Raw genomic sequence first — 25,483 nt, forward strand, 5'->3', positions numbered from 1 at the left:
CAGCGACACGCAGCGTCTCGCTCAACCCAGGAGATCATTATGAGCACTTGCTACCGAAGACAGTTTCTGCAATTGGCCGGCGTCGGGGGTGCTGTGTTCGTCTCCGGCCTCGGCGGCATGGCATACGCTGCGGGCACCAGGACCGGACCGGGCTACGACGATTTCTTCTTCGTGCAGCTGTCCGACGCGCACTGGGGCTTCGAAGGCCCGCCCAACCCGGACGCCAGAGGCACGCTGCCCAAGGCCGTGGCCGCCGTCAACGCGCTCAGTGAAGCGCCCGACTTCGTGATCTTCACCGGCGACCTGACCCACACCACCGACGACCCGCGGGAGCGCCGCAAACGCATGGCGGAGGTTCGCGACATCGTGGCCACCCTGAAAGTCAAGACGGTGCGCTTCATTCCGGGCGAGCACGACGCTGCGCTCGACAACGGCCGAGCCTTCAAGGAATTCTTCGGACCGACCAATTACACCTTTGACCACAAGGGCGTGCATTTCATCGCGCTCGACAATGTGAGCGACCCCGCCGCCCAGCTAGGCGATGCACAGCTGGCCTGGCTGGCCGATGACCTCCAGCACCAGCCGGCCGACGCGCGCATCGTCGTATTCGCGCATCGGCCGCTGTTCGACCTGTACCCGCAGTGGGATTGGGCCACGCGCGACGGCGCCAAGGCGGTTGATTTGCTGCTGCCGCATGCGAACGTGACGGTGTTTTATGGCCACATCCACCAGGAGAACCACCACATGACCGGGCACATCGCCCACCACTCGGCCAGATCGTTGATCTACCCGCTGCCGGCGCCTGGCTCGCAACCCAAGCGAACGCCGCTGGACTGGGACCCGGCGCAGCCCTATCGCGGGCTCGGGTTCCGTGAGATCGAGGCGGAACCCAAGACGGCTGACTACGCCATCACCGAGTTCCCGGTACGACAAGCCTGAGGCCGCTCCATGGATACCAACCGACGAGCGCTGATAAGCGCCGCCACCGCCCTGGCCCTGGTTCCGCTGACGGCCCGGCTGCTGGCCCAGCCCAAGCCGGTGGTGATCAATGTCATCGCGAAGAAGTTCGTGTTCGTGCCGGGCGAGATTCATGTCAGGAAGGGGCAACCCGTGGTCCTGCAACTCACGGCGCCTGAAGTGCCAATGGGCTTCAACCTGCCCGACTTCGGCGTGCGCACCGACGTCATTCCCGGCAAGATCAACACACTCCAGTTCACGCCGGACAAGGCCGGCAGCTTCACGTTCCTGTGCGACGTATTCTGCGGCAGCGGCCATGAGGACATGAACGGCACGCTGGTCGTCTCCGAATGAGTGCGCAGCGCAGTGCTCCGCCGGACGGCAGCGTGGCCATTCTCTGGGGCACCTCAGATATGCAGCGCGTGGCCCAGCGCGCGCAATGCGGCTTCCTGCACGGCCTCGCCGAGCGTAGGGTGTGCATGAATGGTGCCGGCCACATCCTCGAGCCGTGCACCCATCTCGATGGATTGCGAGAATGCGGCGCCAAGCTCCGATACGCCACGACCCACCGCCTGCCAGCCGACGATCAGGTGGTTGTCGCGCCGCGCCACGACGCGCACGAAACCGTCGGTCGACTCGATCGTCATCGCGCGGCCGTTGGCGGCGAAGGGAAACAATGCAGTGATGCAGTCCAGGCCAGCCTGGGCCGCGTCCTGCGGCGTCTGGCCAACCACTACCACTTCGGGATCGGTAAAACACACGGCGGGGATCGCTGCCGGCGCAAAGTGCCGGCGCTTGCCTGCAATGATCTCCGCCACCATTTCGCCCTGTGCCATGGCGCGGTGTGCCAGCATGGGCTCGCCCGTCAAGTCGCCGATCGCCCAGACGCCGCGCATCGAGGTGCGACACTGGTTGTCGATCTGCACCGCCGGCCCTTTCATGTCGAGCGCCAGGGTTTCCAGCCCCCAGCCCTGCGTGCGCGGGCGCCGGCCAACGGCCACCAGCACCTGGTCAGCCGGCAACTCCGATTCTTCACCCTTCACATCGCGCACCCGCACCGCATCACCACTGGCATTCAAGCCCTGCACCGTGTGACCGAGCAGCAGTTGCACGCCCTGGCGACGCAGCGACGCCAGCACCGGTTTGGTGAGTTCTTCGTCGTAGGCGGGCAACACGTGGTCCAGCGCCTCGACCACCGCGACCTCGGCCCCGAGCTTGCGGTAGGCCATGCCCAGTTCCAGACCGATGTAACCGGCACCGACGACGACCAGACGCTTGGGCAGCGTTAGCGGCGCCAGCGCCTGCGTGGACGAGATGACGCGCCCGCCAAACGGCATGAACGGCAGGGCCACCGCCAGCGAGCCCGGCGCCAGCAGCAGCTGTTCGCAGACGATGCGCCGCGGCGCGGCCTCTGCACTCGCGCCGTGTTCCTGCACCTCGACCGTCTTGCCGTCGATGATCCTGGCCCAGCCCCGCACCACCTGCACGCCGTTTTTCTTCAGCAGCGCGGCCACGCCGCTGGTCAGCTTGTGGACGATGCCATCCTTCCAGCGCACCGTTTGCGCCAGATCGATGCGTGGCGCTGCGACATGAATGCCCAGCGCGGAATCCTGCGCATAGTGGCATGTCTTCTCGAACTCCTCGGCGGCGTGGATCAGCGCCTTGGACGGGATGCAGCCAATGTTCAGACAGGTGCCGCCCAGTTGCTCACCCTCCACCAGCGTGGTGGCGACGCCCAGTTGCGCGGCGCGGATCGCGGCAACATAACCGCCCGGGCCGCCACCGATGACCAGCAGCTTGGTTGATTGCGTGGCCATGCCTTACTCCACAAACAGGGTGGCCGGGCACTCGAGCAAGCCGCGCAGCACCTGGATAAATTCGGCGGCATGCAGGCCGTCGACGACGCGATGATCAAACGACGACGACAGGTTCATCATCAGCCGCGGCACCACCACGCTAGCGCGCATCATCGGGCGCTCGACCATGCGGTTGACGCCGACGATCGCCACTTCCGGGTGGTTGATCACCGGTGTGGACACAACGCCGCCCAGCGCACCCAGGCTGGTGATGGTGATGGTCGAACCCGTCAGTTCCTCGCGCGTGGCCTTGCCTGTGCGTGCAGCCTCGGCCAGGCGCGCGATCTCGGCCGCGCTGGCCCACAGGTCGTGGCCTTCAGCGTGGCGCAACACCGGCACCATCAGGCCGGCTTCGGTCTGCGTGGCAATGCCGATGTGAACGGCGCCGTGGCGCGTCACCACACCGGTGTCGTCGTCGAAGCGTGCGTTGATCTGCGGAAACTCGCGCACCGCCAGCACCACGGCGCGGATCAGCAGGGGCAGTACCGTCAGACGCGTGCGCTCGGCGCCCCAGCGCTCGTTCAGACGCTTGCGCAGCGCCTCCAGTTCGGTCACATCGATTTCTTCGACGTAGGTGAAGTGCGGAATGCGGCGCTTGGCTTCCTGCATCTTCTGCGCGATCTTGCGGCGCAGCCCAATGACGGGAATCGCCTCTTCGTCATGCCGCAGCGCGTAACGCGCGCCACCGGCAACTGGCTGCTGCTGCCCTGCCGCGCCGCGCGCGACGTAAGCGTCGAGGTCCTCGTGCATGATGCGGCCCGCGGCACCGCTGCCGTGCACATATTGCAACTCGATGCCGAGCTCCCAGGCGCGTCGGCGCACCGCCGGTGAGGCAATTGGTTTGTCGCCGGGTTGGCGCGTTGACGGTGCAGCAGTAGCCGGCGCAGCGCGCCCCGGCGCGGGCTTGGGCTGGGCCGCCGCCGGGGCCACAGAGACGGCAGGCGGGGCCGGTGCCATAGCCTTCGCCACAGGAGGTGGGACCGAAGCGGGGGCTGGGGGGGGAGCGGCGGCCGCACTGGTGGCACTGGCATTGCCCTCGCCCTCCACTTCGATGCGGATCAACTCACTGCCCACCGCCATCACCTGACCGACCGCGCCGCCGAGCGCCAGTACCTTGCCCACCACCGGCGAGGGAATCTCGACGGTCGCCTTGTCGGTCATGACGTCGGCCAGAATCTGGTCCTCGGCCACCGTCTCGCCGGGCTGCACGCGCCAGGCCACCAGTTCCACTTCGGCAATGCCTTCGCCGATGTCCGGCATTTTGATTACATGAACGCCCATCATGCCTCCATCGCGCGCTGGAACGCCGCCGCGACCCGCGCCGGCCCGGGGAAATACGCCCACTCCTGCGCGTGCGGATACGGCGTGTCCCAGCCGGTCACGCGCTCTATGGGTGCCTCTAAATGGTAGAAGCAGTGCTCCTGCACCAGCGCCGTCAGTTCGGCACCAAAGCCGCTGGTGCGCGTCGCCTCGTGCACCACCACGCAGCGCCCGGTCTTCTTGACCGACGCGACGATGGTGTCCAGGTCCAGCGGCCACAGGCTGCGCAAGTCGATGATCTCGGCATCGATGCCGGTCTCGCTAGCTGCTGCTTCGGACACGAATACCATGGTGCCGTAGGTCAGCACCGTCAATTGCGCGCCGGGGCGGAAGACGGCGGCCGACTCCAGCGGGACCGTGTAATAGCCCTCGGGCACCTCGCCCAGCGGGTGCCTGAACCACGGCACCACCGGCTTGTCGTGGTGGCCGTCGAATGGCCCGTTGTACAGGCGCTTGGGTTCCAGAAAGATGACCGGATCGTCGTTCTCGATCGAGGCGATCAGCAGGCCCTTGGCGTCGTAGGGATTGGACGGAATCACCGTGCGCAATCCGCTGACATGCGTGAACAGGGCCTCCGGGCTCTGGCTGTGCGTCTGCCCGCCGTAGATGCCGCCGCCGCAGGGCATGCGGATCGTCAGGGGCGCCGTGAAATCGCCGGCGGAGCGATGGCGCAGGCGCGCCGCCTCCGAGACGATCTGGTCGGAGGCCGGGTAGAAGTAGTCGGCAAACTGGATCTCGGCCACCGGGCGCAGGCCGTAGGCGCCCATGCCGACCGCGACACCGACGATGCCGCCCTCGGAGATGGGCGTGTCGAACACACGCGAAGTGCCGTACTTCGCCTGCAGCCCTTCGGTGCAGCGGAACACGCCGCCAAAATAACCCACGTCCTGGCCGAACACCACGACGTTGCTGTCGCGCGCCAGCATCACATCCATCGCCGAGCGCAGCGCCTGGATCATGGACATCGGCGTCTTTTTCAGGTTGTTGTTTTCATCGGCCATGGTCAGACTCCGAGCTGCTGACGCTGCCGGCGCAGGTGCTCGGGCATGTCTTTGTACACGCCCTCGAACATGGTCGCGGCACTGGGCATTCGGCCGTCGGTCAGCGTTCCATAGCGCTCCGCCTCTTTCTGCGCGGCGCCGACCTCGGCCTCCAGTTCCTTTTGCAGCCGCTCGTGCTCCTGCGGTGACCATGCTTTGATGCCGATCAGATGCTGCTTCAGACGAGCGATCGGATCGCCGAGCGGGAAGCGGGCGGCATCATCGGCGGGGCGGTACTTGCTGGGATCGTCCGAGGTCGAGTGCGGGCCGGCCCGATAGGTCACCCATTCAATCAGCGTCGGCCCGAGGTTGCTGCGCGCGCGCTCGGCGGCCCACATGGAGGCGGCGTACACCGCAAGAAAATCATTGCCGTCGACGCGCAGCGAGGCGATGCCGCAGCCAACACCGCGTCCCGCGAACGTCGTGCCCTCGCCGCCGGCAATCGCCTGGAAGGTCGAGATTGCCCACTGGTTATTCACCACGTTGAGGATGACGGGCGCGCGGTACACGTGGGCAAACGTGAGCGCGGTATGGAAATCGGCTTCGGCGGTGGCGCCATCGCCGATCCAGCCCGAGGCGATCTTGGTGTCGCCCTTGATCGCCGAGGCCATGCCCCAGCCCACCGCCTGGATGAACTGCGTCGCCAGGTTGCCCGAGATCGAGAAGAAGCCGGCGCGCTTGTACGAATACATCACGGGCAGCTGGCGGCCCTTGAGCGGATCGTGCTCGTTCGACATGAGCTGGCAGATCATCTCGACCAGGGAAATATCGTCGCGCGAGAGCAGCAGGCCCTGCTGCCGGTAGGTCGGAAAGCACATGTCGCCGGGTGCCAGCGCCAGTGCATGCGCGGTGGCAATCGCCTCCTCGCCCAGGCATTGCATGTAGAACGAGATTTTTTTCTGGCGCTGCGCGATCAGCATGCGGGCATCGAAGACACGCGTCTTCATCATGGCGCGCAGTCCGCGGCGCAGCAGCTCTGTGTCAACCTGCGGCGTCCAGGGTCCGACGGCATGGCCGTCGTCATCGAGCACCCGCACCAGACTATGAGCGAGGTCGCCGGTGTCGGCCGGCAAGGTATCCACCGGTGGCCGGCGCACCTCGCCGGCGCGGGACAAATCCAGGTAGGAAAAGTCGGTCTCGCGGCCGGGGCGCCCGGTTGGCTCCGGCACGTGAAGATGCAGGGGTTCGTTCTGGCTCATTCGCGTCACTCCTCGCTCGATCATGTCTTGCGTCTGGTCGCTGTGGCCGGATCGGCACGCGCGGGTAGCGCTCGCCGTCCGGATCCTGCCTTGGTGCTATGGGGTTACCGCGCGCACCAAATACGGGTGAATCGTAACTGAATTTATGCGCAGGGCGACACTGGACAGTCAGTGCCTGCGCGGCGGCAGGGGCCATGCCAGAGGGGCCTTGTCGGCGCCCGGCTCAGCGCAATGCGCTTCGGACTTGCGCCGTGATCTCGTAGGAGCGAAGGCTTGCGCCATGGTCGAAGCACTGCGCCACAATCATCAACTCGTCCGCGCCGGTGCGGTCGATAAAGGACTGGAGCCCTGCCTGCACCGTGGCGGGGGAGCCGATCGCCGAGCACGACAGAACCTGCGCGAGCAGCGCATGCTCCTGCGGGCCGATGCGGCTCAAATAGTCGGCCATCGGCGGCGGCAGGCGCGACGGACGCCCGCTGCGCAGGTTCACAAAGGCCTGCTGCTTCGAGGTGGCCAGAAACGCGGCCTCCTCGTCGGTGTCGGCCGCGATGACGTTGAAGCCCAGCATCACATAGGGCTTTTGCAACTGCTTGGACGGCTTGAACCTTTCGCGATACAGCGCCACGGCCTCCATCATCTGGGCGGGCGCGAAATGCGAGGCGAACGCATACGGCAAGCCGAGCGCCGCCGCCAGTTGGGCGCCGAACAGGCTGGAGCCCAGGATCCAGACCGGCACGTTGGCGCCGGAGCCGGGTACGGCGCGCACCGGCAGGCGCGGATCGGCCGCGAAGTACGCCATCAACTCGACCACGTCCTGCGGAAACTCGTCGGCGTCCGAGGCGAGGTTGCGCCGCAGCACACGCGCCGTGACCTGGTCCGAACCGGGCGCGCGGCCCAGTCCGAGGTCGATGCGCCCCGGATACAGCGACTCCAGCGTGCCGAACTGCTCGGCGATCACCAGCGGCGAATGGTTGGGCAGCATGATGCCGCCGGCGCCCACGCGAATCGTCGAGGTCGCGCCGGCCACGTGCCCGATCAGGATCGAGGTCGCCGCGCTCGCGATGCCCGGCATGCCGTGGTGTTCGGCCAGCCAGAAGCGCCGGTAGCCCCAGCGTTCGGCGTGCTGGGCCAGATCACGGGTGTTGCGAAACGACAGGGCGGCGTCGCCCCCTTCGATGATGGGGGACAGGTCGAGAATGGAAAAGGGAATCATGGACAGCAGACGGGGATGTTGAGAAATTTGGGCCGGGTTTCAGACCGGTGGGTTCACTGAGGCAACAGCCGGATCAGCCGGCCTGCCGGATTATCGGTCAGCACATACAACAGGCCATCCGGCCCCTGCCGCACATCGCGGATGCGCTCATCGAGTTCGGTCAGCAGCTTCTCCTCATGCACCACCCGGCCCTTGAACGGCTCGCTCAGCTCGATCCGGTCAAGGTAATGAAACTTGAGCGAGCCGACGAACAGGTTGCCCCGCCAGGCGCGGCCATAGCGCTCGCTGCTCAGGAAGGTCATGCCGGACGGCGCGATCGACGGCGTCCAGTAATGCAGCGGCTGCTCCATGCCCCCTTTGGCGGTCAGCCCCGCGCCGATCTTGCCGCCGCCGTAGTTTTCGCCATAGGTGATGACGGGCCAGCCGTAGTTGCGCCCGGGCAGCGGCAGGTTGATCTCGTCGCCGCCCTGCGGGCCGTGTTCGTGCTCCCACAGCGTGCCATCGGGCGCGAGCGTGGCGCCCTCCGGATTGCGATGCCCATAGCTCCAGATCTCGGGCAGGGCCCCGGGCCGTCCCACGAACGGATTGTCCTGAGGCACCGTGCCGTCCTTGGCGATGCGCACGATCTTGCCGAGGTCGTTGTCCAGCGTCTGTGCATCCTGCATGTGCGTGTAGCGCTCGCCCAGCGTCAGGAACAGCGTGCCATCGGGCTTGCCATCCTCTAGCCGCTCGACAATCCGGCAGCCGAACTGCAGGCTGCCGGCGACCTTGGGCTGCTGGCGAAAAATCACCCGGACGTTCTCGAGCCGCGTGCGGTCCGGCGAGAGTTCGGCGCGTGCCAGGGCCGTGCCGTTGGTGTTGCCGGTGGCGGCGGGCTCCGAATAACAGAAGTACAGCGTGCGGTTGCGCGCGAAGCCCGAGTCCAGCACCAGGTCGAGCAGGCCGCCCTGCCCGCCCGCAGCCACCGCCGGCACGCCCGCCACGGGCGCGCCCAGATGCCCGTCGGCCTCGACCACGCGCAGGCGCCCCGGGCGTTCGGTCACCAGGAAGCGCCCTTCCGGCAAAAACGCCACGGCCCAGGGATGTTCGAGGTGGGTCGCCACCACCTCGGGGCGCACGGTCTGGGCTTGGGCACTCCAGCCGGAAACTATCAAAACAATAGCTACAAGCGCTTGTTTGACAAGGGCTGGAGGCATATTTCCCTCGTAATCAAAGGCAGCACCGGTCAGCCGATCTTCACGACGACGCGCCCGCGCAACTGGCCCGACATCAATTCATGGGCCTTGGCAATCGCGGCGTCCAGCGTTACTTCCGTGGTGATCGATTCCAGCAACTGGGGGTTCAGGTCGCGCGCCAGCCGGTCCCAGGCGCGCTGGCGCTTCGGCAAAGGCGCCATGACTGAGTCCACACCGGCCAGTGTGACGCCGCGCAGGATGAAGGGCATCACCGTGGTCGGCAGATCCGCGCCCTGTGCCAGCCCGCAGGCCGCCACCACACCGCCGTAGCGCGTCTGCGCCAGCGCATTGGCCAGCGTGTGCGAGCCGACCGGGTCCACCACCGCGGCCCAGCGCTCCTTCTGGAACGGCTTGCCCGCGGCGGACAACCCGGCGCGGTCGATGATCGACGCGGCACCCAGAGACTTGAGGTAGGCCTCCTCGCTCGCCTTGCCCGTGGCCGCCACCACGGTATAGCCCAGCTTGCCCAGCAGCGCGATCGCCACGCTGCCGACGCCGCCGGTGGCACCGGTGACCAGCACCTCGCCAGCCTCGGGTTTGACGCCGTGATCTTCCAGCGCCAGCACACACAGCATGGCGGTGTAGCCCGCCGTGCCGATGGCCATGGCCTGGCGCGCGGTGAAGGCGGACGGCAGCTTGACCAGCCAGTCGCCCTTGAGCCGCGCCTTTTCGGCCAGGCAGCCCCACTGCGTCTCGCCAACGCCCCAGCCGTTGTGAATGAACGCGTCGCCCGCGCGCCAGGCCGGGTGGCTGGATTCGAGCACGGTGCCCGCGCCGTCGATGCCCGCCACCATGGGCCAGTGGCGCACCACCGGGCCCTTGTTGGTGATGGCCAGTCCGTCCTTGTAGTTAAGCGTGGAGTAATCCACCTTGACAGTCACATCGCCGGCCGGCAGCGCTGCATCATCCACCTCTTTGACGGTGGCCGAGAATGTCTCGTTTTTTTCCAGCAGCAGGGCTTTGAACATGGATTCGTCTCCAGAAAAATGGGGTTAGAGTGGATTGAATTGAAACACTTTTATCGGATGGCCGGTGCCGCTGGCAAGCTCCCCAAATAGCCATTTTGTGAGGTTCAGTAAAGTAAAGTTCAACGAACTCATTATGAATCAATAACTTACAACGGCTTCTTCACTTGACTTCGCAGCAAAATGCCCCTAACCTGCAGCCCATGTCCAAATGGCTCCTGCTTTTCCTGTTCCTCTGCGCAAGTGCCCGAGCCGCTCCTTCCTCCAGTCCAGGTACGGACGACATGGACAAACTTCTCAGCGACAGGGGCCTGATCACCCAGATCGGCGGCCAGCTCGAGCAGGTTCGCCAGTCGGTCAGCAGCAAGGCTTCCGACCTGGTGGTCAACGCCATGGGGTTCCTTGGCGTACCGTACAAATATGGTGGCAATTCGGTCGATACCGGCGGCTTTGACTGCAGCGGCTTCGTGCGCGCCATCTATGAGCAAACGCTGGGTCTGGTGCTGCCGCGCCGCTCGGACCAGCAAGCCGCCGCCACGCAGGCCATCGACCGCAAGGACCTGCAACCCGGTGACCTGGTGTTTTTCAATACCATGCGGCGCGCCTTCAGCCACGTCGGCATCTACGTGGGCAACGGCAAATTCATCCATGCTCCCCGTACCGGCGCCGAAATTCGGGTCGAGGACATGGGCGGGAGCTACTGGCGTTCGCGCTTCAACGGCGCCCGCCGCGTCGAGACGGCCAACGCCGACAGGGCGGTGACTTCTGCCGCGCCCGTTTCAACGCCGGTTTCTGCTTCTGCCGCGGCTGCCCTGCTGCGCTGATTTCACACCCCGTTCACAACCCTGAGCGCGCTGAGCGCTGACAGGCAGCGGTAGCCGCCAAGGCGGGTCGCCGTGTTGCCCGGCTGTAAAAGAAGTCGTACTCTGGTGGACCATCAAAAGACGAGGCCCCACGATGACCATCCCCCGCATGAGCCTGATTACCCTGGGCGTGAACGATCTCGCACGCGCCAGGGCGTTCTACACCCGCGTCTTCGGCACCGCGCCCACCGGCGACAACGAGGGCGTGGCCTTCTTCACCCTGCCCGGCGTCTGGATCGCGCTGTACCCGCGCGCGGACCTGGCGCGCGACATCTCACCGGCACTGGACCCCGCACTGGAGCCCACCGCGCGCAGCTTCAGCGGTATCACCCTGGGTCACAACGTCGGGAGCCGCGAAGACGTGCTCGCCGCGTTTGAGGCCGCCCAAGCCGCCGGCGCCACCATCGTCACTCCGCCGCACAACACCTTCTGGGGCGGTTTCAGCGGCTACTTTACCGACCTGGACGGCCATTACTGGGAAGTGGCCTGGGCGCCGATGTGCGAGTTTTCGGAAATGGGCGATTTGCGGTTCAAGACATAGTTAGGCAGATATCACGCCCACTTCTTGCCGAGCGCCTCCAGTCCCGCCTTTTGCAAATCCTCCGGGCTCATCAGAATACGAAATTTGCAATCGGCCTGGAAGTTGAGAAAGAAGGGCTCTGAAAAGCTGGGCACATCCGAGGGGGTTTTTACGTCAATCACGAAGATTGCGCCGCGTGTTCCGTCTTGCTCCGTGAAGTAGGCGGTCTCTGGCTTGATGGTTTCGAGGATGCGGCCAATGATCTCGCCCGCCTTGCCACTTCGGACAAGGGAGTTGAAAGGCTCATGGGGAATCTCGACCGTCAGTAGCATTTTCATGGGATGTTCTCCATATGCTGCGGCATTCGAAGGCGGTGCCGCACACGCCTGAGGGAATGGGCAGCCGCGCCGCTAGGCCATCTTGGCCAGAATCCCGTTCATCTCATCCCTGGAGAAAGCGCGCAGGCTTTGCATGCGCACATTGCCCGCCGTTCCAATGGCCAGCGCGAATGCGGTGGCCGACGCGTCATCTGGTGCTTCGATGATCGCCACCAAATCATATTTCCCCAGCGTCCAGTAGATATGCGTCATGGTGGCACCAAATTTTTTCGCGGCCTCCTTGACGGCATCGGCTCGTTTGGTGCTGTCCTTGATGGTGCGAATCCCCTGATCGGTAAAGTTGGAAAGTGCAATGTACGTAACCATATTGGTTCTCCTTCAGACAAAGAGGCCTCACGCATCAAAGCAGCCAGCGACGGCCCCGTTGCGCTGACGTGCCATTGCCAACAGGAAACAGCCTGCAATGCCTGCCTCCGGTCCAAGATGCCAAAGAATCACGACCCCATCCAGCCTACGCGCCTGCGCTGTCGCAGCCCATCCCCTGAACAGGGTAGGGGACGTTTCCCGGAATGGGTGTGCGAGGCGCTTGTGCGGCTTTGGGCGCGCTGGCCGCAATGTGCATAGGCGGCGACCAGGGCATTGCAGCGATTTTCGAGCGCTTGTGATAGTCTGAAGCTGTTAACTGTCTGTATCGACCACACCCCCTGATCAGCCTGTCGCTGGCCGGAGGCCTTATCAGGGAGTTGCGCCATGCTCGTCGGCATACCCAGGGAAATCAAGAGCCACGAATACCGGGTAGGCGCCACGCCTGACGGCGTTCGGGAACTGGTCGCGCATGGGCACCAGGTGCTGCTGGAAAAAGGCGCCGGCGCTGCCATAGGCCTGACTGACGCCCAGTACCTGGCCGCCGGTGCCGAACTGGCCGACACACCGCAGGAGGTCTTTGCCCTGGCCGCCCTGATCCTGAAAGTCAAGGAGCCCCAGCCGCATGAATGCCGGCTGCTGCGCCCTGACCAGGTGCTGTTCACCTACCTGCACCTGGCCCCCAATCCGGACCTGACCCGGCTGCTGCTGGCGTCGGGCGTCACCGCCATCGGCTACGAAACCGTGACCAGCCCGAACGGCGGCCTGCCGCTGCTGGCGCCCATGAGCGAGGTGGCGGGCCGCATGGCCATCCAGGCAGGCGCGGCCTGCCTGGAAAAGCCCCATGGCGGCGCTGGCGTGCTGCTGGGCGGGGTGCCCGGCGTTGCACCGGGCAGGGTGGTGATCCTGGGGGCCGGCGTGGTGGGCGGTAACGCCGCCATGATGGCCGTGGGACTCGGAGCCCAGGTCACAGTCCTGAACCGCACGGCGCAGCGCCTGCGCCGTCTTGACGAGGTGTTCGGCAACCGCATCCAGACCCGATACGCCACCACGACCGCCATTGAAACGCTGGTGCTGGGCGCTGACCTGGTCATAGGCGCGGCGCTGGTGGCGGGAGCCGCGGCTCCCAGGCTGGTGCAACGCGAGTGGCTGGCGCGCATGCGGCCGGGTTCGGTGCTGGTGGACGTGTCCATCGACCAGGGCGGCTGTTTTGAGACCAGCCACCCGACCACCCATGCCGACCCGACCTTCGTCGTCGATGGCATCGTGCATTACTGCGTGGCCAATATGCCGGGCGCGGTGGCGCGCACCTCGACGTTCGCGCTCACCCAGGCCACGCTGCCATTTGCGCTCGCGCTGGCCGACAAGGGCTGGCGCCAGGCGCTGGCAGACGATGCGCACCTGGCCATGGGGCTCAACGTGCAGAACGGCCGCGTCACGCACCCCGCCGTAGCGCACGCGCTGGGCTACGCCTGAACGGCTGCCGGATCAAGGCCGGGCTTGACGCACATCAAGCCAGCGCGGCAGGCAGGTCTCCACAATGACCTGAATTCAAGGAGCGCGCCATGGGTCGCCCTGCCATCATTCACAAAACTGCCGCCGACCTGGCGGTGCCGCCTCACTTGGCCGACTACGCCGCCACCTGCCGTGCGTTTTCATGGGACGCGGCCCGGCGTGAACTGGCGGGCCTGCCCGGCGGCGGCTTGAACATCGCTTTTGAGGCGGTGGATCGCCATGCGCAGGGCGCGCGCGCCGACCATGTGGCGTTCCGCTTTCTGGGCAGCCAGGCCCAGCGCGACATCAGCTATCGCGAACTGTCACGGCTCACCAATCGCTTTGCCAACGTGCTCAAGACACTGGGCGTCCAGCGTGGCGAACGCGTGTTCGTGCTGACCGGGCGCATCCCGGAGTTGTACACGGCAGTGCTGGGCAGCTTCAAGAACGGCTGCGTGGTGTCGCCGCTGTTTTCCGCTTTCGGTCCCGAGCCGCTGGCCACGCGCCTGAAGCTCGGCGAGGGCGCGGTGCTGGTCACCACTGAAGGGCTGTACGAGCACAAGGTGGCGAAAATCCGCCAGCAGTTGCCGGCGCTGCGGCATGTGCTGCTGGTGGGCGACGAAGGGCAGCCGACCAACCTGCCGGACACGCACGATCTGGCCCGGCTCATGGCCCAAGCCCCGGACGCCTTCGACATCGTCGCCACGCAGGCGGAAGACCCTGCCCTGCTGCACTTCACCAGCGGCACCACCGGCACACCGAAGGGCGCGCTGCATGTGCATGGCGCGGTGGTGACGCACTGGGCGACCGGGCGCTACACGCTGGACCTGCACGCCGACGACATTTTCTGGTGCACCGCCGACCCCGGCTGGGTCACCGGCACGTCCTACGGCATCATCGCGCCGCTGCTGCATGGTGTGACCTCCATCGTCGACGAGGCCGAGTTCGACGCCGAGCGCTGGTGGCGCATCCTGCACGAGCAGCAGGTCAGCGTCTGGTACACGGCGCCCACGGCGATACGCATGCTCATGAAGGCCGGGGCGGAGTTGGCCCGCAAGTACAGCTACCCCAGGCTGCGCTTTGTCGCCAGCGTGGGCGAGCCGCTGAACCCGGAAGCCGTCTGGTGGGGCCTGGATGTGCTGGGCAAGCCGATTCACGACAACTGGTGGCAGACCGAGACCGGCGGCATCATGATCGCCAACCTGCCGGCGCTGGACATCAAACCAGGCTCCATGGGCCTGCCCTTGCCGGGCGTCGAGGCCGCCATCGTGCGGCAGCACGCCGATGGCCCGGTCGAGGTGCTGGACCAGCCCGGCCGGGAGGGCGAACTGGCCCTCAAGCGCGGCTGGCCCTCGATGCTGCGCGGCTATCTGAACAACGAGGAGCGCTACCGCAAATGCTTTGCGGGCGACTGGTACCTCACCGGCGACCTGGCGCGGCGCGATGCCGATGGCTACTACTGGTTCGTCGGCCGGCTTGATGACGTGATCAAGTCGGCCGGGCACCTGATCGGCCCGTTCGAGGTGGAAAGCGCGCTCATGGAACATCCGGCAGTGGCCGAGGCCGGCGTCATCGGCAAGCCCGACGCGCTGGTCGGCGAAGTGGTGAAAGCCTTCGTCTCGCTGAAAGAAGGCTTCGAGCCCAGCGAAGCGCTGCGCATGGAACTGCTGGGCCACGCCCGCAAGAAGCTGGGCGCCGCCGTGGCGCCCAAAGAGATCGATTTCCTGGCCACGCTGCCGCGCACGCGCAGCGGCAAGATCATGCGGCGCCTGCTCAAGGCGCGCGAGCTGGGCCTGCCCGAAGGCGACACCTCCACGCTGGAGGCAGGCGCATGACCGCTCCACCCGAATCCGGCCAGCCCCTGTCGCTGCAACTGCTGGCCGACATGCTGCGCATACGCCGCATGGAGGAAAAATGCGCCGAGCTCTACGGCGCCGGCAAGATACGCGGCTTCCTGCACCTCTACATCGGCGAGGAAGCCTGCGCGGCAGGCGCCCTGCGCGCCTTGGCGCCCGAGGACAACATCGTCGCCACCTACCGCGAACACGCCCACGCGCTGCTGCGCGGCGTGCCCCTGCGCGCCATCATGGCCGAGATGTACGGCAAGGCGGCCGGCTGCTGCCGAGGCCGCGGCGGCTCCATGCACCTGTTCGACGCCGCCCGGCGCTTTTATGGCGGCAACGCCATCGTGGGCGGTGGGCTGCCGCTGGCCGTGGGTCTGGCGCTGGCCGACAAACTGCAGGGCATTGCGCGCGTCACCGCCTGCTTTTTTGGCGAAGGCGCCATGGCCGAAGGCGCCTTCCACGAGGCCATCAACCTGGCCGCGCTGTGGCGCTTGCCGGTGCTGTTTTGCTGCGAGAACAACCTGTACGCCATGGGCACGGCGCTGGCGCGCTCCGAGTCGCAGACCGACCTGTGCGCCAAGGCCGCGAGCTACAGGGTGGCGGCCGTCGAGGTGGACGGCATGGACGTGCGGGCGGTTCATGAGGCTACGCGCCAGGCCACGCAGCAGGTGCGCGCGGGCGCCGGCCCCTTCTTCCTGGAATACGCCACCTACCGTTTCCGCGCCCATTCCATGTTCGACCCGGACCTGTACCGCGACAAGGCGGAAATCGAGCAATGGAAGCAGCGAGGCCCCATCCACAGCTTCACGGCGCAGCTCAAGGCCGCCGGCGAGTTGACCGAGGAGGCGTTTCTGGCCCTGGACGCCAGCGCCGAGGCCGAGGTGGCGGATGCGGTGGCCTATGCCGAAGCGGCCGAGATGGAGCCGATAGCCGATCTGCTGAAGGATGTCTACACGTCGCAGGAAACGTCATGAAAATCAGTTACCGCGAAGCCCTGCGCCAGGCCCTGCGCGAGGCACTCAGCACCGATCCGCGCGTGTTCCTGATGGGCGAGGACGTGGGCCGCTATGGCGGAAGTTATGCCGTGTCCAAAGGCTTGCTTGATGAGTTCGGCCCGGAACGCATTCGTGACACGCCGCTATCGGAGCTGGGCTTCGTCGGCGCGGGCGTGGGCGCGGCGCTGGGCGGCATGCGGCCCATCGTTGAAGTGATGACAGTGAACTTCAGCCTGCTGGCGCTGGACCCCATCGTGAACACGGCGGCGGCACTGCGCCACATGTCGGGCGGGAAGTTTTCGGTGCCGCTGGTCGTGCGCATGGCCACCGGCGCGGGCCGGCAACTGGCGGCCCAGCATTCGCACAGCCTGGAGAACTGGTACGCCCACATTCCCGGCATCCGCGTGCTGGCGCCGGCGACCGTGGCCGACGCGCGCGGCATGCTCGTCCAAGCCCTGGCCGACCCGGACCCGGTGGTGATGTTCGAGCATGCGCAACTCTATAACCTGGAGGACGAGCTGCCCGATGACTGGCAGTGCGACATCACGCACGCCGCCGTGCGGCGCCCCGGCACGCAGCTCACGCTGATCAGCTACGGCGGCAGCCTGCCCAAGGCCATGCAGGCGGCCAGCGAACTGGCCAGCGAAGGCATAGACGCGGAAGTGATAGACCTGCGCGTGCTGCGGCCGCTGGACAGCGACACCTTGACAGCGTCGGTGTGCAAGACGCACCGCGCCGTCATCGTCGACGAGGGCTGGAAAACCTGCAGCCTGGCGGCCGAGATCATGGCGCGGCTCATGGAAAACTGCTTTTACGAACTGGATGCCCCGGTAGCCCGCGTGTGCAGCGAGGAGGTGCCGATTCCCTATGCCAAACACCTGGAAGACGCCGCGCTGCCGCAGGTGGCGAAAATCATCGCCGCCGTAAGGGGGATGCTCAATGTTTGAGTTCAAGCTGCCGTCGCTGGGCGCCGACATGGACGAGGGCACGCTGCTGCAGTGGAAAGTCAAACCCGGCGAGGTCGTGCACAAGGGCCAGGTCGTGGCCGTTGTGGACACCTCCAAGGCGGCCATCGACATCGAGATCTGGCAGGACGGCACGGTGCGGGAACTGCTGGCCGAGCCCGGCGACAAGCTGCCGGTAGGAGCGGCACTGGCGACCTTGATGGCCCCGGGCGAAACGGCCCCGCCGGCGGCCCCGCCAGCAGCCACGCGCCGCCAGCGCATTTCCCCGGCGGCACGCCAGAAAGCCCAGGCGCTGAAGCTGGACATCAGTACCCTCTCCGGAAGCGGCGCGGACGGCGCCGTCACGCTGGCCGACATCGAACGGGCCGCAGCATCGGCGGGCGCGCCAACACCCGCCACGCCCCAACCCACCGCCCCCACGGCAGACCGCCAGCTGGAAACCCGCCGCGCGATCGCCGCCGCCATGAGCCGCTCCAACCGCGAGATTCCCCACTACTACCTGCTGGAGACCGTTCCGATGGCGCGGGCGCAGCAATGGCTGGAGCAGGAAAACGCCGCCCGACCCATCACTGAGCGGCTGCTGATGGCCGTGCTGCAGCTCAAGGCGGTCGCGCTGGCGCTGAAAAAATACCCCGAGTTCAACGGCGTGTACCAGGACGGGCAGTTCAAGCCGGCTGCCGCCATCCACCTGGGCGTGGCGATCTCGCTTCGGCAGGGCGGACTGATCGCCCCGGCCCTGCACGACGTTGCAGCCAAGCCACTGGCGCCGCTGATGCAGGAGCTGGCCGACCTGGTCAGGCGATGCCGCGCCGGCTCGCTGCGCAGCTCTGAAATGAGCGACGCCTGCGTGACCGTCACCAACCTGGGCGACCGGGGCGTGGAGGCGGTCATGGGTGTTATTTACCCCCCTCAGGTGGCGCTGGTGGGCTTTGGCAGCGTGGCCAGGCGCCCATGGGTGGATGCCGAAGGCAGGCTGGGCGCCCTGCCGACCGTCATCGCGAGCCTGGCCGCCGATCACCGGGTGTCGGACGGCCACCGCGGAGCGCTTTTTCTGGCCGAGCTGCGCGAATTGCTGCAGGAGCCAGAGGCCTTGTAGAAGCGCTGTCCCGGCGCGAAAAATTTCACCGGAGAACCCCGCACATGAACGATTCCCAGTTACGTGCCACCGTACTGGCCACGCTGCTATCAATTGCGCCCGAGGTCGATGTGGCCCTGCTGCGTGACAGCCGGCCCTTGCGCCAGCAGGTGGACCTGGACTCGATGGACTGGCTCAATTTCCTGATCGGTCTGAGCCAGCAGCTGAAGGTCGAAATTGCCGAGTCGGACTACGGAGCGCTCGTCACCCTCACGGACCTGCTGGCCTATCTGCGCGCCAGGCTGCCGCCAGACTCCGCCTGACGCTGTGGCCGCAAAACCGGGCTCTTGGACCGCCGGACCTCTGGACCCAAGCCACCTCAGGGTTGGTGTAGGCCACGCTCGGACAGGGCCACGGTCTTGGTCCCCAAGCATGATGTTGTCAAAACGCGGCGCGTTCAGCTTCTGCCAGACCCTGACCAGGTCGCGGTCCGCGCCCAACGTGCTATAGGCGGTCACTGGGCTCAGGCCAGGTTTTGCCAACTTTCTGCAAAAACTACCCCCCTTGAAATTTAAACTCTCAGCTCTTATTCTAAGGAGCGGATTTTTCTTCGCTCCCTATGAGTACCCAGCGTACCGATAGACGAAAGGAGTTTGATGATGAATTTGCCTTCTGTGACTCCCACTTCGGGAAAAAATCTTGCCGGCCGAAATTCGGCCACCCGGTCTGGCGCTGCTGCGTATATTTCGGAGCGGCAAACGCAGGCCTACCTCCTGGCGCGTGATGCAGTGCGGCGTGTGCAGCGCACCGCATCGCTTGTCGGCGCCGCAATTTCGCAACGCACGACTGGCAACGTCAACCGGACACAGGGTGACTGCCAGCGGAGCCACTGAGGACCATTGCTCGCAGCGCGGGCCGAGCAAGCATGCGTTCCAGCGCCAGAACCCACTCCGCATAGACTGCGAGCTTTTGCGTGGCGTAGATGCCGCCCACCAGGGCACCGATGGACGAACTTGCGATGGACCGGATTTGTAGCCGTTCTCGCCGAGAACACGAGAGGCGGAGGCTGCTTCACTGGAATTTGCTACGGGTACCGCAATACGCCTTTGTTCGCGATCTTCACCGAATTCACTTTCAAACCGGATCCTATCCTTTAAACCACCACGGAGGTTTCGGTCCCCGCAAACAGATCGCCCGGACGTTGCCGGGCGGTCTCGACCAACGGGCCGATCCTGGCGTGCATGCCGAACCAGGAATTCAGGCGGTCTGCACCTCGATGCGCCGTGCGCGCGCTGCATCGGACTTGGGCAGTTGAATGCGCAGCACGCCGTCGCGGTAGCTGGCCTGCGTCTTGTCGGCCTTCACCGACACCGGTAAGGCCACGTCGCGGCGGAAACTGCCGTAGGCGCATTGCACGGCACGCCAGCGGCCTTCGGTCGCCTCGCGATCGATGCGCTTCTCGCCCCACACTGTCAGCATGTCGCCGTTTAGCTCGACATGGATGTCCTCACGCCGCATGCCGGGTGCTTCAATGCGCACGATCACCTTGTCAGCGTCATCGAACACGTCTGCCGCCATGAAGGCCCAGCCCGTCTGCCGGGGCATGAAACCCTCCGGCGCCGTGGGCTGGCTGGTTGGCAATGGGTCGGCGCTTGTGGGCCAGAAGCGCGTCAGAGCGCCGCTGGCGCGGGCGCTGAGCTCGCGCCAGCCTTCCGACAGCGACTCCCAGGCCTGATCCGCGCCCTGCTTCAGTTGTTCTGCAAGCTTGGTCATGGTTCATCCTTTCGAAAGTTCGCATCAGGTTCTACCCACTGCGGATGTCAACCCGCCGTCACGGCAATCCGCCGCGGCTGCGCATGCGCTTGTTTGGGAATGCGCAGTTTCAGCACGCCGTCTTTCAGGTTGGCCTCGATGCGGGTTGTATCAAGCTCACGGCTCAGGGTGAAGCTGCGCCGATAGCGCGGCACGCGCAACTCCGCATAGAGGGCCTCCAGACCGTCCGGGGTGTGCGACTGCACGTCGCCTTCAATCAACAGGGCATCTCCTTCAACCTTCAACTCCAGTTTCTCTTTCGGAACACCCGGCATGTCGGCCAGCAGCGTGATGCCGCTGGCATCCTCGAACACGTCGACTGGCGGCAGCACGGCGCGCTGCTGCTCCTGCACTGCCGTTACAGAGCCCGATGCCGGGTTCGTCACTTGCTTGTTGTCGCTCATGGTGGTTTCTCCTTGAATGCGTTGCGCGTCACTGCACGGCAATGCGCTTGGGTTGGACCGATTCGCGTCGGGCGATGCTGATCTGCAAGACGCCGTCGCGGTAGCTCGCGTTTACTGCGTCCGGATTGACGTCGTCTGGCAACGAGATCGCGCGGCTGAAGCTGCCCGTACCACGCTCGTGGGCGTAAACGTGTATGTTGGCGTCTTCATCCGGGATGTCGGGAGCTCGCTCGCCGGCAATGCGCAGCAAGCCATGGTCCAGACTCACGTCGATTTTCGAGGCATCCAGGCCCGGCGCGAAGGCGTAGACCTCCACGCTGGTAGGCGTTTGCCCCACGTTGATGGCGGGCAAGGTGCCCGGCGTGACCGAACGGATGCTGCTGGGCAGATCCAACACGCCGAACGCCTGGTCCAGCTCCCGGCGCAAGAGATCAAATTGACCGAACAGGCTGTTCGGCTGATTCAACAACGATGCATACATGGTATGTCCTCCGATGGTTCAAAGGCACCGGCTGGAGACCCGTTCCTGCCGGCTCGTTTCTGGAAATAGGGTCTGCCAAAATGGTTTCAAGAGGTCGAATGTCACGTCTTGCCTGATGGCTCGCAGAAACCATTCGCCTGGAGCTTGGGCCGGCGTGAGCCCGTCGAAGGGTCGAAAGGCTCCCCGGCTTCGACCAGCTCAGCGCGAACGGATCTTGTCGAATGAGCGCAAATTGGTAGGAGGCGGGTGAAATTCCGGCCCCACGCAAAAAGTAAAAAGCCCGAACCGTCGACGGCTCGGGCCTTGCTTGGAAGCCTGTATTGAGGCGCGCGTCGCAGGGCTATTTTCGCGCAGGCGGCAAATCGGTACAGCTGCCGTGCGCCACCTCCGCCGCCATGCCGATGCTCTCGCCCAGCGTGGGGTGCGGGTGGATGGTCTTGCCGATATCGACCGCATCGGCGCCCATTTCGATCGCCAGCGCAATCTCGCCGATCATGTCGCCCGCGTGGGTGCCGACGATGCCGCCGCCCAGGATCCGGCCGTGTCCGTGCGCCTCCGGGCTGTCGTCGAACAGCAGCTTGGTAAAGCCTTCATCGCGCCCGTTGGCGATGGCGCGGCCGGATGCGGTCCAGGGGAACAGGCCCTTCCTGACCTTGATGCCTTCGGCCCGGGCCTGGTCTTCGGTCAGGCCGACCCACGCCACTTCGGGGTCGGTGTAGGCCACGCTCGGGATCACGCGGGCGTTGAAGGCGGTGCTGGCAAGCTCCCTGTTGCCCTGCAGTTCACCGGCGATCACCTCGGCCGCCACATGCGCCTCGTGCACCGCCTTGTGCGCCAGCATGGGCTGGCCCACGATGTCGCCGATCGCGAAGATGTGCGGCACATTGGTGCGCATCTGGATGTCGACCGGGATGAAGCCGCGATCGCTCACGGCCACGCCGGCCTTCTCCGCGCCGATCTTCTTGCCGTTGGGTGAGCGCCCGACTGCCTGCAGCACCAGGTCGTAGGTTTGCGGTGCGGGCGCGCTGCCGCCCTCTCCGGCCGAGGCGAACGTCACCTCGATGCCGGCCGCGGTCGCCCTGGCGCCCACGGTCTTGGTTTTGAGCATGATGTTGTCAAAGCGCGGCGCGTTCAGCTTCTGCCAGACCTTGACCAGATCGCGGTCCGCGCCCAGCATCAGGCCGTCCAGCATTTCGACCACATCCAGGCGCGCGCCCAGCGTGCTGTAGACGGTGCCCATCTCCAGGCCGATGATGCCGCCGCCCAGGACCAGCATGCGCTTGGGAACACTCTGCAGGTTCAGCGCGCCCGTGGAATCGACCACGCGCGGGTCCTGCGGCATGAACGGCAGGCGCACCGCCTGCGAGCCGGCCGCGATGATGCAATTCTTGAATGCGATGGTCTGCGTCTTACCGGTCTTCTCCTGGCCGTCGCCCGTGGTTTCCTCGACCTGCACGTGGTTGGCGCCCACGAAGGAGCCGTAGCCGCGCACCGTAGTGACCTTGCGTATCTTGGCCATGGCAGCCAGGCCGCCGGTCAGCTTGCCGACGACCTTGTCCTTGTGGGCGCGCAGCTTCTCGATGTTCACCACCGGCTTGCCGAAACTCACGCCCAGCGCCTCGAAGTGACTCACTTCATCCATCACGGCGGCCACGTGCAGCAAGGCCTTGGACGGGATGCAGCCCACGTTGAGGCAGACACCGCCCAGCGTGGCGTAGCGCTCCACCAGCACCACCTTGAGACCCAGGTCGGCGGCGCGGAACGCGGCCGAATACCCGCCGGGACCGGCGCCGAGCACCAGCACGTCGCAGTCCAGATCGGCCGTGCCGGCAAAACTGGCGGCGGCGGGCGCCGGCGTTGCTACGCTTTGTGTAGCGGCTGGCGCAGGCGCAGCGGTGGCCGCAGCCTGTTTTGGCTGTGGTTCCGTTCGCCCAGAGCCTGTCAAAGGACTCGCAGGGGCTTTGACAGACTCAGCTTCAACGGAAGCGGCTTCAAGCAGCAGCAGCACGGAACCCTCCTTGACCTTGTCGCCCAGCTTGACCTTGAGCTCCTTCACCACGCCGGCGTGGCTTGACGGAATCTCCATGGAGGCCTTGTCGCTCTCTACCGTGATCAGGCTCTGCTCGGCCTGCACCGTGTCGCCGGGCTTGACCAGCAGCTCGATGACCGCGACTTCATCGAAATCGCCAATGTCGGGAACCTTGATTTCCAGGAGTGCCATGTTTGTCTCTCTTGTCTTATTGCTTCAATTTGATGGTGAAAACTTCCACCGGGCCGGCGGAGTTCCTGTCGAATTCGCAACCCGCATGCACGCCGACGGTGGCGACTTCGCGGGCCGTTTTGGCCCTGTCCCAGCTGGCGTGCATGGCGCCGAGCGCAAAGCTGCGCCCCGAGCCGATGCCCCAGAACTCCTTGAACTCGAACACTTCGCGGTAGCTGTACAGGCCATAAATGCCACTCGCGTTGGCAATCACCACGCTGAACTGGCTCGATTCGTAGGGGTCGTTGTCGTCTTCCTTGGTTTGCAGGAAGAACGTTTCTTTCAGGAGCGGGTGCAGCCTGGTGAAGGTGTCGAACACCTCGTCCCTGCTGCCCAGTTTGAGCTGGTCCGGCGGCAGCGCCGTCATGGCCTTGCGCAGCACCGGAAAGTGCGCCACCGTGCCCGCAATCCCCACATAACTGACCCCGGCCACCGTGTCCACCTTGAAGAGTTTGCTGTTGGCCTCGAAACGGTGACCCAGGCGCGTATCGCCAAACGTCACCAGCGTATCGGCGGCAATCGCCACCTGGCCCGCCTTCTTGACCACAACCACCGTCGTCACAGAAGGATGCGCCGGAAGTCGGCCAGCACCTGGCCGAGGTAGGCATTGAAGCGCGCGGCGGAGGCGCCGTCGATCACGCGGTGGTCGTACGACAGCGACAGCGGCAGTACCAGGCGTGGCACGAACTGCTTGCCGTCCCACACCGGCTTCATCTGGCCCCTGGACAGCCCCAGAATGGCAACTTCGGGGGCATTGATGATGGGCGTGAAGTGCGTGCCGCCGATGCCGCCGAGCGAGCTGATCGACAGGCACCCGCCCTGCATCTCGGCCGAGCCCAGCTTGCCGTCGCGCGCCTTCTTCGCCAGCTCGCCCATCTCCGCGCTGATCTGCAGAATGCCCTTCCTGTTGGCGTCCTTGAGCACCGGCACCACCAGGCCGTTCGGCGTGTCCGCCGCGAAGCCGATGTTGTAGTACTGCTTGTAAACGAGCTGGTCGCCGTCCAGGCTGGTGTTGAAGTCGGGGAACTTCTTCAGCCCCGCCACCACCGCCTTGATGACGAAGGCCAGCATCGTGACCTTCACGCCCGACTTCTCGTTTTCCTTGTTGGTGGCGACGCGAAAGGCTTCGAGCTCGGTGATGTCGGCCTCGTCGTTGTTCGTGACGTGCGGGATCATCACCCAGTTGCGATGCAGGTTGGCACCGCTGAGCTTCTTGATGCGCGAGAGATCGCGGCGCTCGACTGGCCCGAACTTGGTGAAGTCGACCTTCGGCCACGGGATCAGACCCAGCGCCGCGCCATCGCCGCCGCCCGCCGGTGCCCTGGCGGCCTGCGCCTGGGTCTGCGCCGCGCCGGCCATCACGGCCCGGGTGAAGCCCTGCACGTCGTCCTGCGTGATGCGGCCCTTGGGGCCGCTGCCCTTGACCTCGGCCAGCGGCACACCGAGCTCCCGCGCGAACTTGCGTACCGACGGCGAGGCATGCGGCAAATGGCCCTGCGGCGCCGTCGGATCGTGAGGCGGCACGGCAACGGCCGGCGCGGCGAGGGCCGCAACAGATGAGGTGGCCACAGGCGCAGCGGGTGCGGCAGCTGCAGGTGCGGATGCCGGCGCGGCGGGTGCCGCTGGCGCGGCCGCGCCGGCCGCTGGAGCCGCACCCTGCACGATGGCCAGCAAATCGCCGATGTTGAGTTTGTCGCCCAGCTTGACCTTCAGATCCTTGATCACGCCGGCTGCCGAGGACGGAATCTCCATCGAGGCCTTGTCGGACTCGACCGTGATCAGCGACTGCTCCACCTTCACGCTGTCGCCCGCCTTGACCATGACTTCGATCACCGCCACATCCTTGAAGTCGCCGATATCGGGCACCCGCACTTCGATCAGGCCCGCACTCGCCGGAGCAGCGGCCGCTTCAACATTTGTAGCAGCTTGCGCTTGAGGGGCGGGGGCTTCAGCAGGTTTTGACGGTGCAACGGGAGCAGATGAAGAGGCGGCGGGGGCCGCGGCGGCGCCAGCCACTTCCGCTTCCAGCAGCAGCAGCACCGAACCTTCCTTGACCTTGTCGCCCAGCTTGACCTTGAGTTCCTTGACCACGCCGGCGGCCGAGGACGGAATTTCCATCGAGGCCTTGTCGGATTCCACGGTGATCAGCGATTGCTCGGCGCTGACGGAGTCGCCCGGCTTGACCAGCAACTCGATGACGGCAACCTCGTCGAAATCGCCAATGTCGGGAACTTTGATTTCTATGACGGACATATTCTTCGTCTCCAGTTATTCGGGTTCTTAT

25 protein-coding genes are annotated in these 25,483 nt (G+C 65.6%); 10 read left to right on the forward strand and 15 right to left on the reverse strand.

Translation table 11 applies throughout. From position 1 onward, the window contains the following. Positions 1-39 precede the first annotated feature (39 nt). Positions 40-939, forward strand: coding sequence for a metallophosphoesterase family protein (locus EUB48_RS11540; protein WP_142819254.1), 900 nt, complete (start codon positions 40-42; stop codon positions 937-939). A gap of 9 nt (positions 940-948) precedes the next feature. Continuing rightward, positions 949-1,311: a cupredoxin domain-containing protein gene (locus tag EUB48_RS11545; RefSeq protein WP_142819255.1), complete on the forward strand. Its 363-nt coding sequence runs from the start codon at positions 949-951 to the stop codon at positions 1,309-1,311. 53 nt (positions 1,312-1,364) lie between these two features. Here the strand turns inward: EUB48_RS11545 and lpdA (EUB48_RS11550) are convergent, their stop codons facing one another. The 7 genes from lpdA (EUB48_RS11550) to acuI form a co-directional block, all read right to left on the reverse strand. Further along, positions 1,365-2,774, reverse strand: coding sequence for a dihydrolipoyl dehydrogenase (gene lpdA / locus EUB48_RS11550; RefSeq protein WP_142819256.1), 1,410 nt, complete (start codon positions 2,772-2,774; stop codon positions 1,365-1,367). 3 nt (positions 2,775-2,777) lie between these two features. Next, positions 2,778-4,094, reverse strand: a complete 1,317-nt coding sequence (locus EUB48_RS11555) for a dihydrolipoamide acetyltransferase family protein (RefSeq protein WP_142819257.1) — start codon at positions 4,092-4,094, stop codon at positions 2,778-2,780. Beyond that, a complete protein-coding gene (locus EUB48_RS11560) occupies positions 4,094-5,134 on the reverse strand; it encodes an alpha-ketoacid dehydrogenase subunit beta (RefSeq protein WP_142819258.1) in 1,041 nt (346 codons plus the stop codon). The genes EUB48_RS11555 and EUB48_RS11560 overlap by 1 nt, the downstream gene beginning before the upstream one ends. 2 nt (positions 5,135-5,136) lie before the next feature. Beyond that, on the reverse strand, positions 5,137-6,372 hold the full coding sequence (locus EUB48_RS11565) for a 3-methyl-2-oxobutanoate dehydrogenase (2-methylpropanoyl-transferring) subunit alpha (protein WP_142819259.1): 1,236 nt from the start codon (positions 6,370-6,372) through the stop codon (positions 5,137-5,139). A gap of 223 nt (positions 6,373-6,595) precedes the next feature. Beyond that, on the reverse strand, positions 6,596-7,585 hold the full coding sequence (locus tag EUB48_RS11570; protein WP_142819260.1) for an LLM class flavin-dependent oxidoreductase: 990 nt from the start codon (positions 7,583-7,585) through the stop codon (positions 6,596-6,598). A 53-nt stretch (positions 7,586-7,638) separates the two neighbouring features. Next, positions 7,639-8,781, reverse strand: a complete 1,143-nt coding sequence (locus EUB48_RS11575) for a PQQ-dependent sugar dehydrogenase (protein WP_142819261.1) — start codon at positions 8,779-8,781, stop codon at positions 7,639-7,641. 29 nt (positions 8,782-8,810) lie between these two features. Then, positions 8,811-9,788, reverse strand: a complete 978-nt coding sequence (gene acuI, locus EUB48_RS11580) for an acrylyl-CoA reductase (NADPH) (protein ID WP_142819262.1) — start codon at positions 9,786-9,788, stop codon at positions 8,811-8,813. 200 nt (positions 9,789-9,988) lie between these two features. Between acuI and EUB48_RS11585 the strand changes: the two genes are divergently transcribed. Together EUB48_RS11585 and EUB48_RS11590 are read left to right on the forward strand one after the other, a co-directional pair. Next, positions 9,989-10,609, forward strand: coding sequence for a C40 family peptidase (locus tag EUB48_RS11585; RefSeq protein ID WP_142819263.1), 621 nt, complete (start codon positions 9,989-9,991; stop codon positions 10,607-10,609). 133 nt (positions 10,610-10,742) lie between these two features. After that, positions 10,743-11,189 (forward strand): VOC family protein, encoded by a 447-nt coding sequence (locus tag EUB48_RS11590; RefSeq protein WP_142819264.1) that lies wholly within the window; start codon positions 10,743-10,745, stop codon positions 11,187-11,189. Between the two features lie 11 nt (positions 11,190-11,200). Here the strand turns inward: EUB48_RS11590 and EUB48_RS11595 are convergent, their stop codons facing one another. Next, positions 11,201-11,506, reverse strand: coding sequence for a panthothenate synthetase (locus tag EUB48_RS11595; protein WP_142819265.1), 306 nt, complete (start codon positions 11,504-11,506; stop codon positions 11,201-11,203). 72 nt (positions 11,507-11,578) lie between these two features. Further along, on the reverse strand, positions 11,579-11,872 hold the full coding sequence (locus EUB48_RS11600) for a GYD domain-containing protein (RefSeq protein ID WP_142819266.1): 294 nt from the start codon (positions 11,870-11,872) through the stop codon (positions 11,579-11,581). Between the two features lie 384 nt (positions 11,873-12,256). Here EUB48_RS11600 and ald point away from each other — a divergent pair, with 384 nt between their 5' ends. From ald to EUB48_RS11630, 6 genes are all read left to right on the forward strand, one after another. Further along, on the forward strand, positions 12,257-13,345 hold the full coding sequence (ald, locus tag EUB48_RS11605) for an alanine dehydrogenase (RefSeq protein WP_142819267.1): 1,089 nt from the start codon (positions 12,257-12,259) through the stop codon (positions 13,343-13,345). Positions 13,346-13,434: 89 nt separating this feature from the next. After that, positions 13,435-15,198: an acetate--CoA ligase gene (gene acsA / locus EUB48_RS11610; protein ID WP_142819268.1), complete on the forward strand. Its 1,764-nt coding sequence runs from the start codon at positions 13,435-13,437 to the stop codon at positions 15,196-15,198. Beyond that, positions 15,195-16,181: a pyruvate dehydrogenase (acetyl-transferring) E1 component subunit alpha gene (gene pdhA / locus EUB48_RS11615; RefSeq protein WP_142819269.1), complete on the forward strand. Its 987-nt coding sequence runs from the start codon at positions 15,195-15,197 to the stop codon at positions 16,179-16,181. The genes acsA and pdhA overlap by 4 nt, the downstream gene beginning before the upstream one ends. Then, positions 16,178-17,149: an alpha-ketoacid dehydrogenase subunit beta gene (locus EUB48_RS11620; protein ID WP_142819270.1), complete on the forward strand. Its 972-nt coding sequence runs from the start codon at positions 16,178-16,180 to the stop codon at positions 17,147-17,149. The genes pdhA and EUB48_RS11620 overlap by 4 nt, the downstream gene beginning before the upstream one ends. Continuing rightward, positions 17,142-18,263, forward strand: coding sequence for a dihydrolipoamide acetyltransferase family protein (locus EUB48_RS11625; protein ID WP_142819271.1), 1,122 nt, complete (start codon positions 17,142-17,144; stop codon positions 18,261-18,263). The genes EUB48_RS11620 and EUB48_RS11625 overlap by 8 nt, the downstream gene beginning before the upstream one ends. 44 nt (positions 18,264-18,307) lie before the next feature. Next, positions 18,308-18,565 (forward strand): phosphopantetheine-binding protein, encoded by a 258-nt coding sequence (locus tag EUB48_RS11630; RefSeq protein ID WP_142819272.1) that lies wholly within the window; start codon positions 18,308-18,310, stop codon positions 18,563-18,565. Positions 18,566-19,499: 934 nt separating this feature from the next. On the opposite strand, the gene EUB48_RS11635 is transcribed toward EUB48_RS11630, so the two are convergent. The 6 genes from EUB48_RS11635 to aceF all read right to left on the reverse strand — a co-directional run bounded on the left by EUB48_RS11635 (position 19,500) and on the right by aceF (position 25,452). Beyond that, complete coding sequence (locus tag EUB48_RS11635; RefSeq protein ID WP_142819273.1) at positions 19,500-20,015, reverse strand: Hsp20/alpha crystallin family protein; 516 nt, start codon at positions 20,013-20,015, stop codon at positions 19,500-19,502. A 47-nt stretch (positions 20,016-20,062) separates the two neighbouring features. Further along, a complete protein-coding gene (locus EUB48_RS11640) occupies positions 20,063-20,458 on the reverse strand; it encodes an Hsp20/alpha crystallin family protein (RefSeq protein WP_142819274.1) in 396 nt (131 codons plus the stop codon). Between the two features lie 28 nt (positions 20,459-20,486). Continuing rightward, positions 20,487-20,939 (reverse strand): Hsp20/alpha crystallin family protein, encoded by a 453-nt coding sequence (locus EUB48_RS11645; RefSeq protein ID WP_142819275.1) that lies wholly within the window; start codon positions 20,937-20,939, stop codon positions 20,487-20,489. Between the two features lie 340 nt (positions 20,940-21,279). Beyond that, positions 21,280-23,160, reverse strand: a complete 1,881-nt coding sequence (gene lpdA / locus EUB48_RS11650) for a dihydrolipoyl dehydrogenase (protein ID WP_142819276.1) — start codon at positions 23,158-23,160, stop codon at positions 21,280-21,282. 16 nt (positions 23,161-23,176) lie between these two features. Next, positions 23,177-23,761: an Ntn hydrolase family protein gene (locus EUB48_RS11655; protein ID WP_142819277.1), complete on the reverse strand. Its 585-nt coding sequence runs from the start codon at positions 23,759-23,761 to the stop codon at positions 23,177-23,179. Then, positions 23,758-25,452, reverse strand: a complete 1,695-nt coding sequence (aceF, locus tag EUB48_RS11660) for a dihydrolipoyllysine-residue acetyltransferase (protein ID WP_142819278.1) — start codon at positions 25,450-25,452, stop codon at positions 23,758-23,760. Before aceF ends, EUB48_RS11655 begins: the two co-directional genes overlap by 4 nt. Positions 25,453-25,483: the final 31 nt, after the last annotated feature.

This window comes from Rhodoferax sediminis, from assembly GCF_006970865.1.
In the GTDB taxonomy this organism is placed as follows: Bacteria; Pseudomonadota; Gammaproteobacteria; order Burkholderiales; family Burkholderiaceae_C; genus Rhodoferax_A; species Rhodoferax_A sediminis.

Bases quoted from the DNA above. Each gene is read 5' to 3' on its own strand.
- EUB48_RS11620 (WP_142819270.1), top strand. From the start codon at position 16,178: ATGAAAATCAGTTACCGCGAAGCCCTGCGCCAGGCCCTGCGCGAGGCA.
- EUB48_RS11645 (WP_142819275.1), bottom strand. From the start codon at position 20,939: ATGTATGCATCGTTGTTGAATCAGCCGAACAGCCTGTTCGGTCAATTT.
- EUB48_RS11565 (WP_142819259.1), bottom strand. From the start codon at position 6,372: ATGAGCCAGAACGAACCCCTGCATCTTCACGTGCCGGAGCCAACCGGG.
- acsA (WP_142819268.1), top strand. From the start codon at position 13,435: ATGGGTCGCCCTGCCATCATTCACAAAACTGCCGCCGACCTGGCGGTG.
- acuI (WP_142819262.1), bottom strand. From the start codon at position 9,788: ATGTTCAAAGCCCTGCTGCTGGAAAAAAACGAGACATTCTCGGCCACC.
- EUB48_RS11575 (WP_142819261.1), bottom strand. From the start codon at position 8,781: ATGCCTCCAGCCCTTGTCAAACAAGCGCTTGTAGCTATTGTTTTGATA.
- EUB48_RS11590 (WP_142819264.1), top strand. From the start codon at position 10,743: ATGACCATCCCCCGCATGAGCCTGATTACCCTGGGCGTGAACGATCTC.
- EUB48_RS11625 (WP_142819271.1), top strand. From the start codon at position 17,142: ATGTTTGAGTTCAAGCTGCCGTCGCTGGGCGCCGACATGGACGAGGGC.
- EUB48_RS11585 (WP_142819263.1), top strand. From the start codon at position 9,989: ATGTCCAAATGGCTCCTGCTTTTCCTGTTCCTCTGCGCAAGTGCCCGA.
- EUB48_RS11560 (WP_142819258.1), bottom strand. From the start codon at position 5,134: ATGGCCGATGAAAACAACAACCTGAAAAAGACGCCGATGTCCATGATC.
- EUB48_RS11635 (WP_142819273.1), bottom strand. From the start codon at position 20,015: ATGACCAAGCTTGCAGAACAACTGAAGCAGGGCGCGGATCAGGCCTGG.
- EUB48_RS11540 (WP_142819254.1), top strand. From the start codon at position 40: ATGAGCACTTGCTACCGAAGACAGTTTCTGCAATTGGCCGGCGTCGGG.
- EUB48_RS11555 (WP_142819257.1), bottom strand. From the start codon at position 4,094: ATGGGCGTTCATGTAATCAAAATGCCGGACATCGGCGAAGGCATTGCC.
- EUB48_RS11595 (WP_142819265.1), bottom strand. From the start codon at position 11,506: ATGAAAATGCTACTGACGGTCGAGATTCCCCATGAGCCTTTCAACTCC.
- lpdA (WP_142819256.1), bottom strand. From the start codon at position 2,774: ATGGCCACGCAATCAACCAAGCTGCTGGTCATCGGTGGCGGCCCGGGC.
- ald (WP_142819267.1), top strand. From the start codon at position 12,257: ATGCTCGTCGGCATACCCAGGGAAATCAAGAGCCACGAATACCGGGTA.
- EUB48_RS11545 (WP_142819255.1), top strand. From the start codon at position 949: ATGGATACCAACCGACGAGCGCTGATAAGCGCCGCCACCGCCCTGGCC.
- lpdA (WP_142819276.1), bottom strand. From the start codon at position 23,160: ATGGCACTCCTGGAAATCAAGGTTCCCGACATTGGCGATTTCGATGAA.
- EUB48_RS11570 (WP_142819260.1), bottom strand. From the start codon at position 7,585: ATGATTCCCTTTTCCATTCTCGACCTGTCCCCCATCATCGAAGGGGGC.
- pdhA (WP_142819269.1), top strand. From the start codon at position 15,195: ATGACCGCTCCACCCGAATCCGGCCAGCCCCTGTCGCTGCAACTGCTG.
- EUB48_RS11630 (WP_142819272.1), top strand. From the start codon at position 18,308: ATGAACGATTCCCAGTTACGTGCCACCGTACTGGCCACGCTGCTATCA.
- aceF (WP_142819278.1), bottom strand. From the start codon at position 25,452: ATGTCCGTCATAGAAATCAAAGTTCCCGACATTGGCGATTTCGACGAG.
- EUB48_RS11600 (WP_142819266.1), bottom strand. From the start codon at position 11,872: ATGGTTACGTACATTGCACTTTCCAACTTTACCGATCAGGGGATTCGC.
- EUB48_RS11640 (WP_142819274.1), bottom strand. From the start codon at position 20,458: ATGAGCGACAACAAGCAAGTGACGAACCCGGCATCGGGCTCTGTAACG.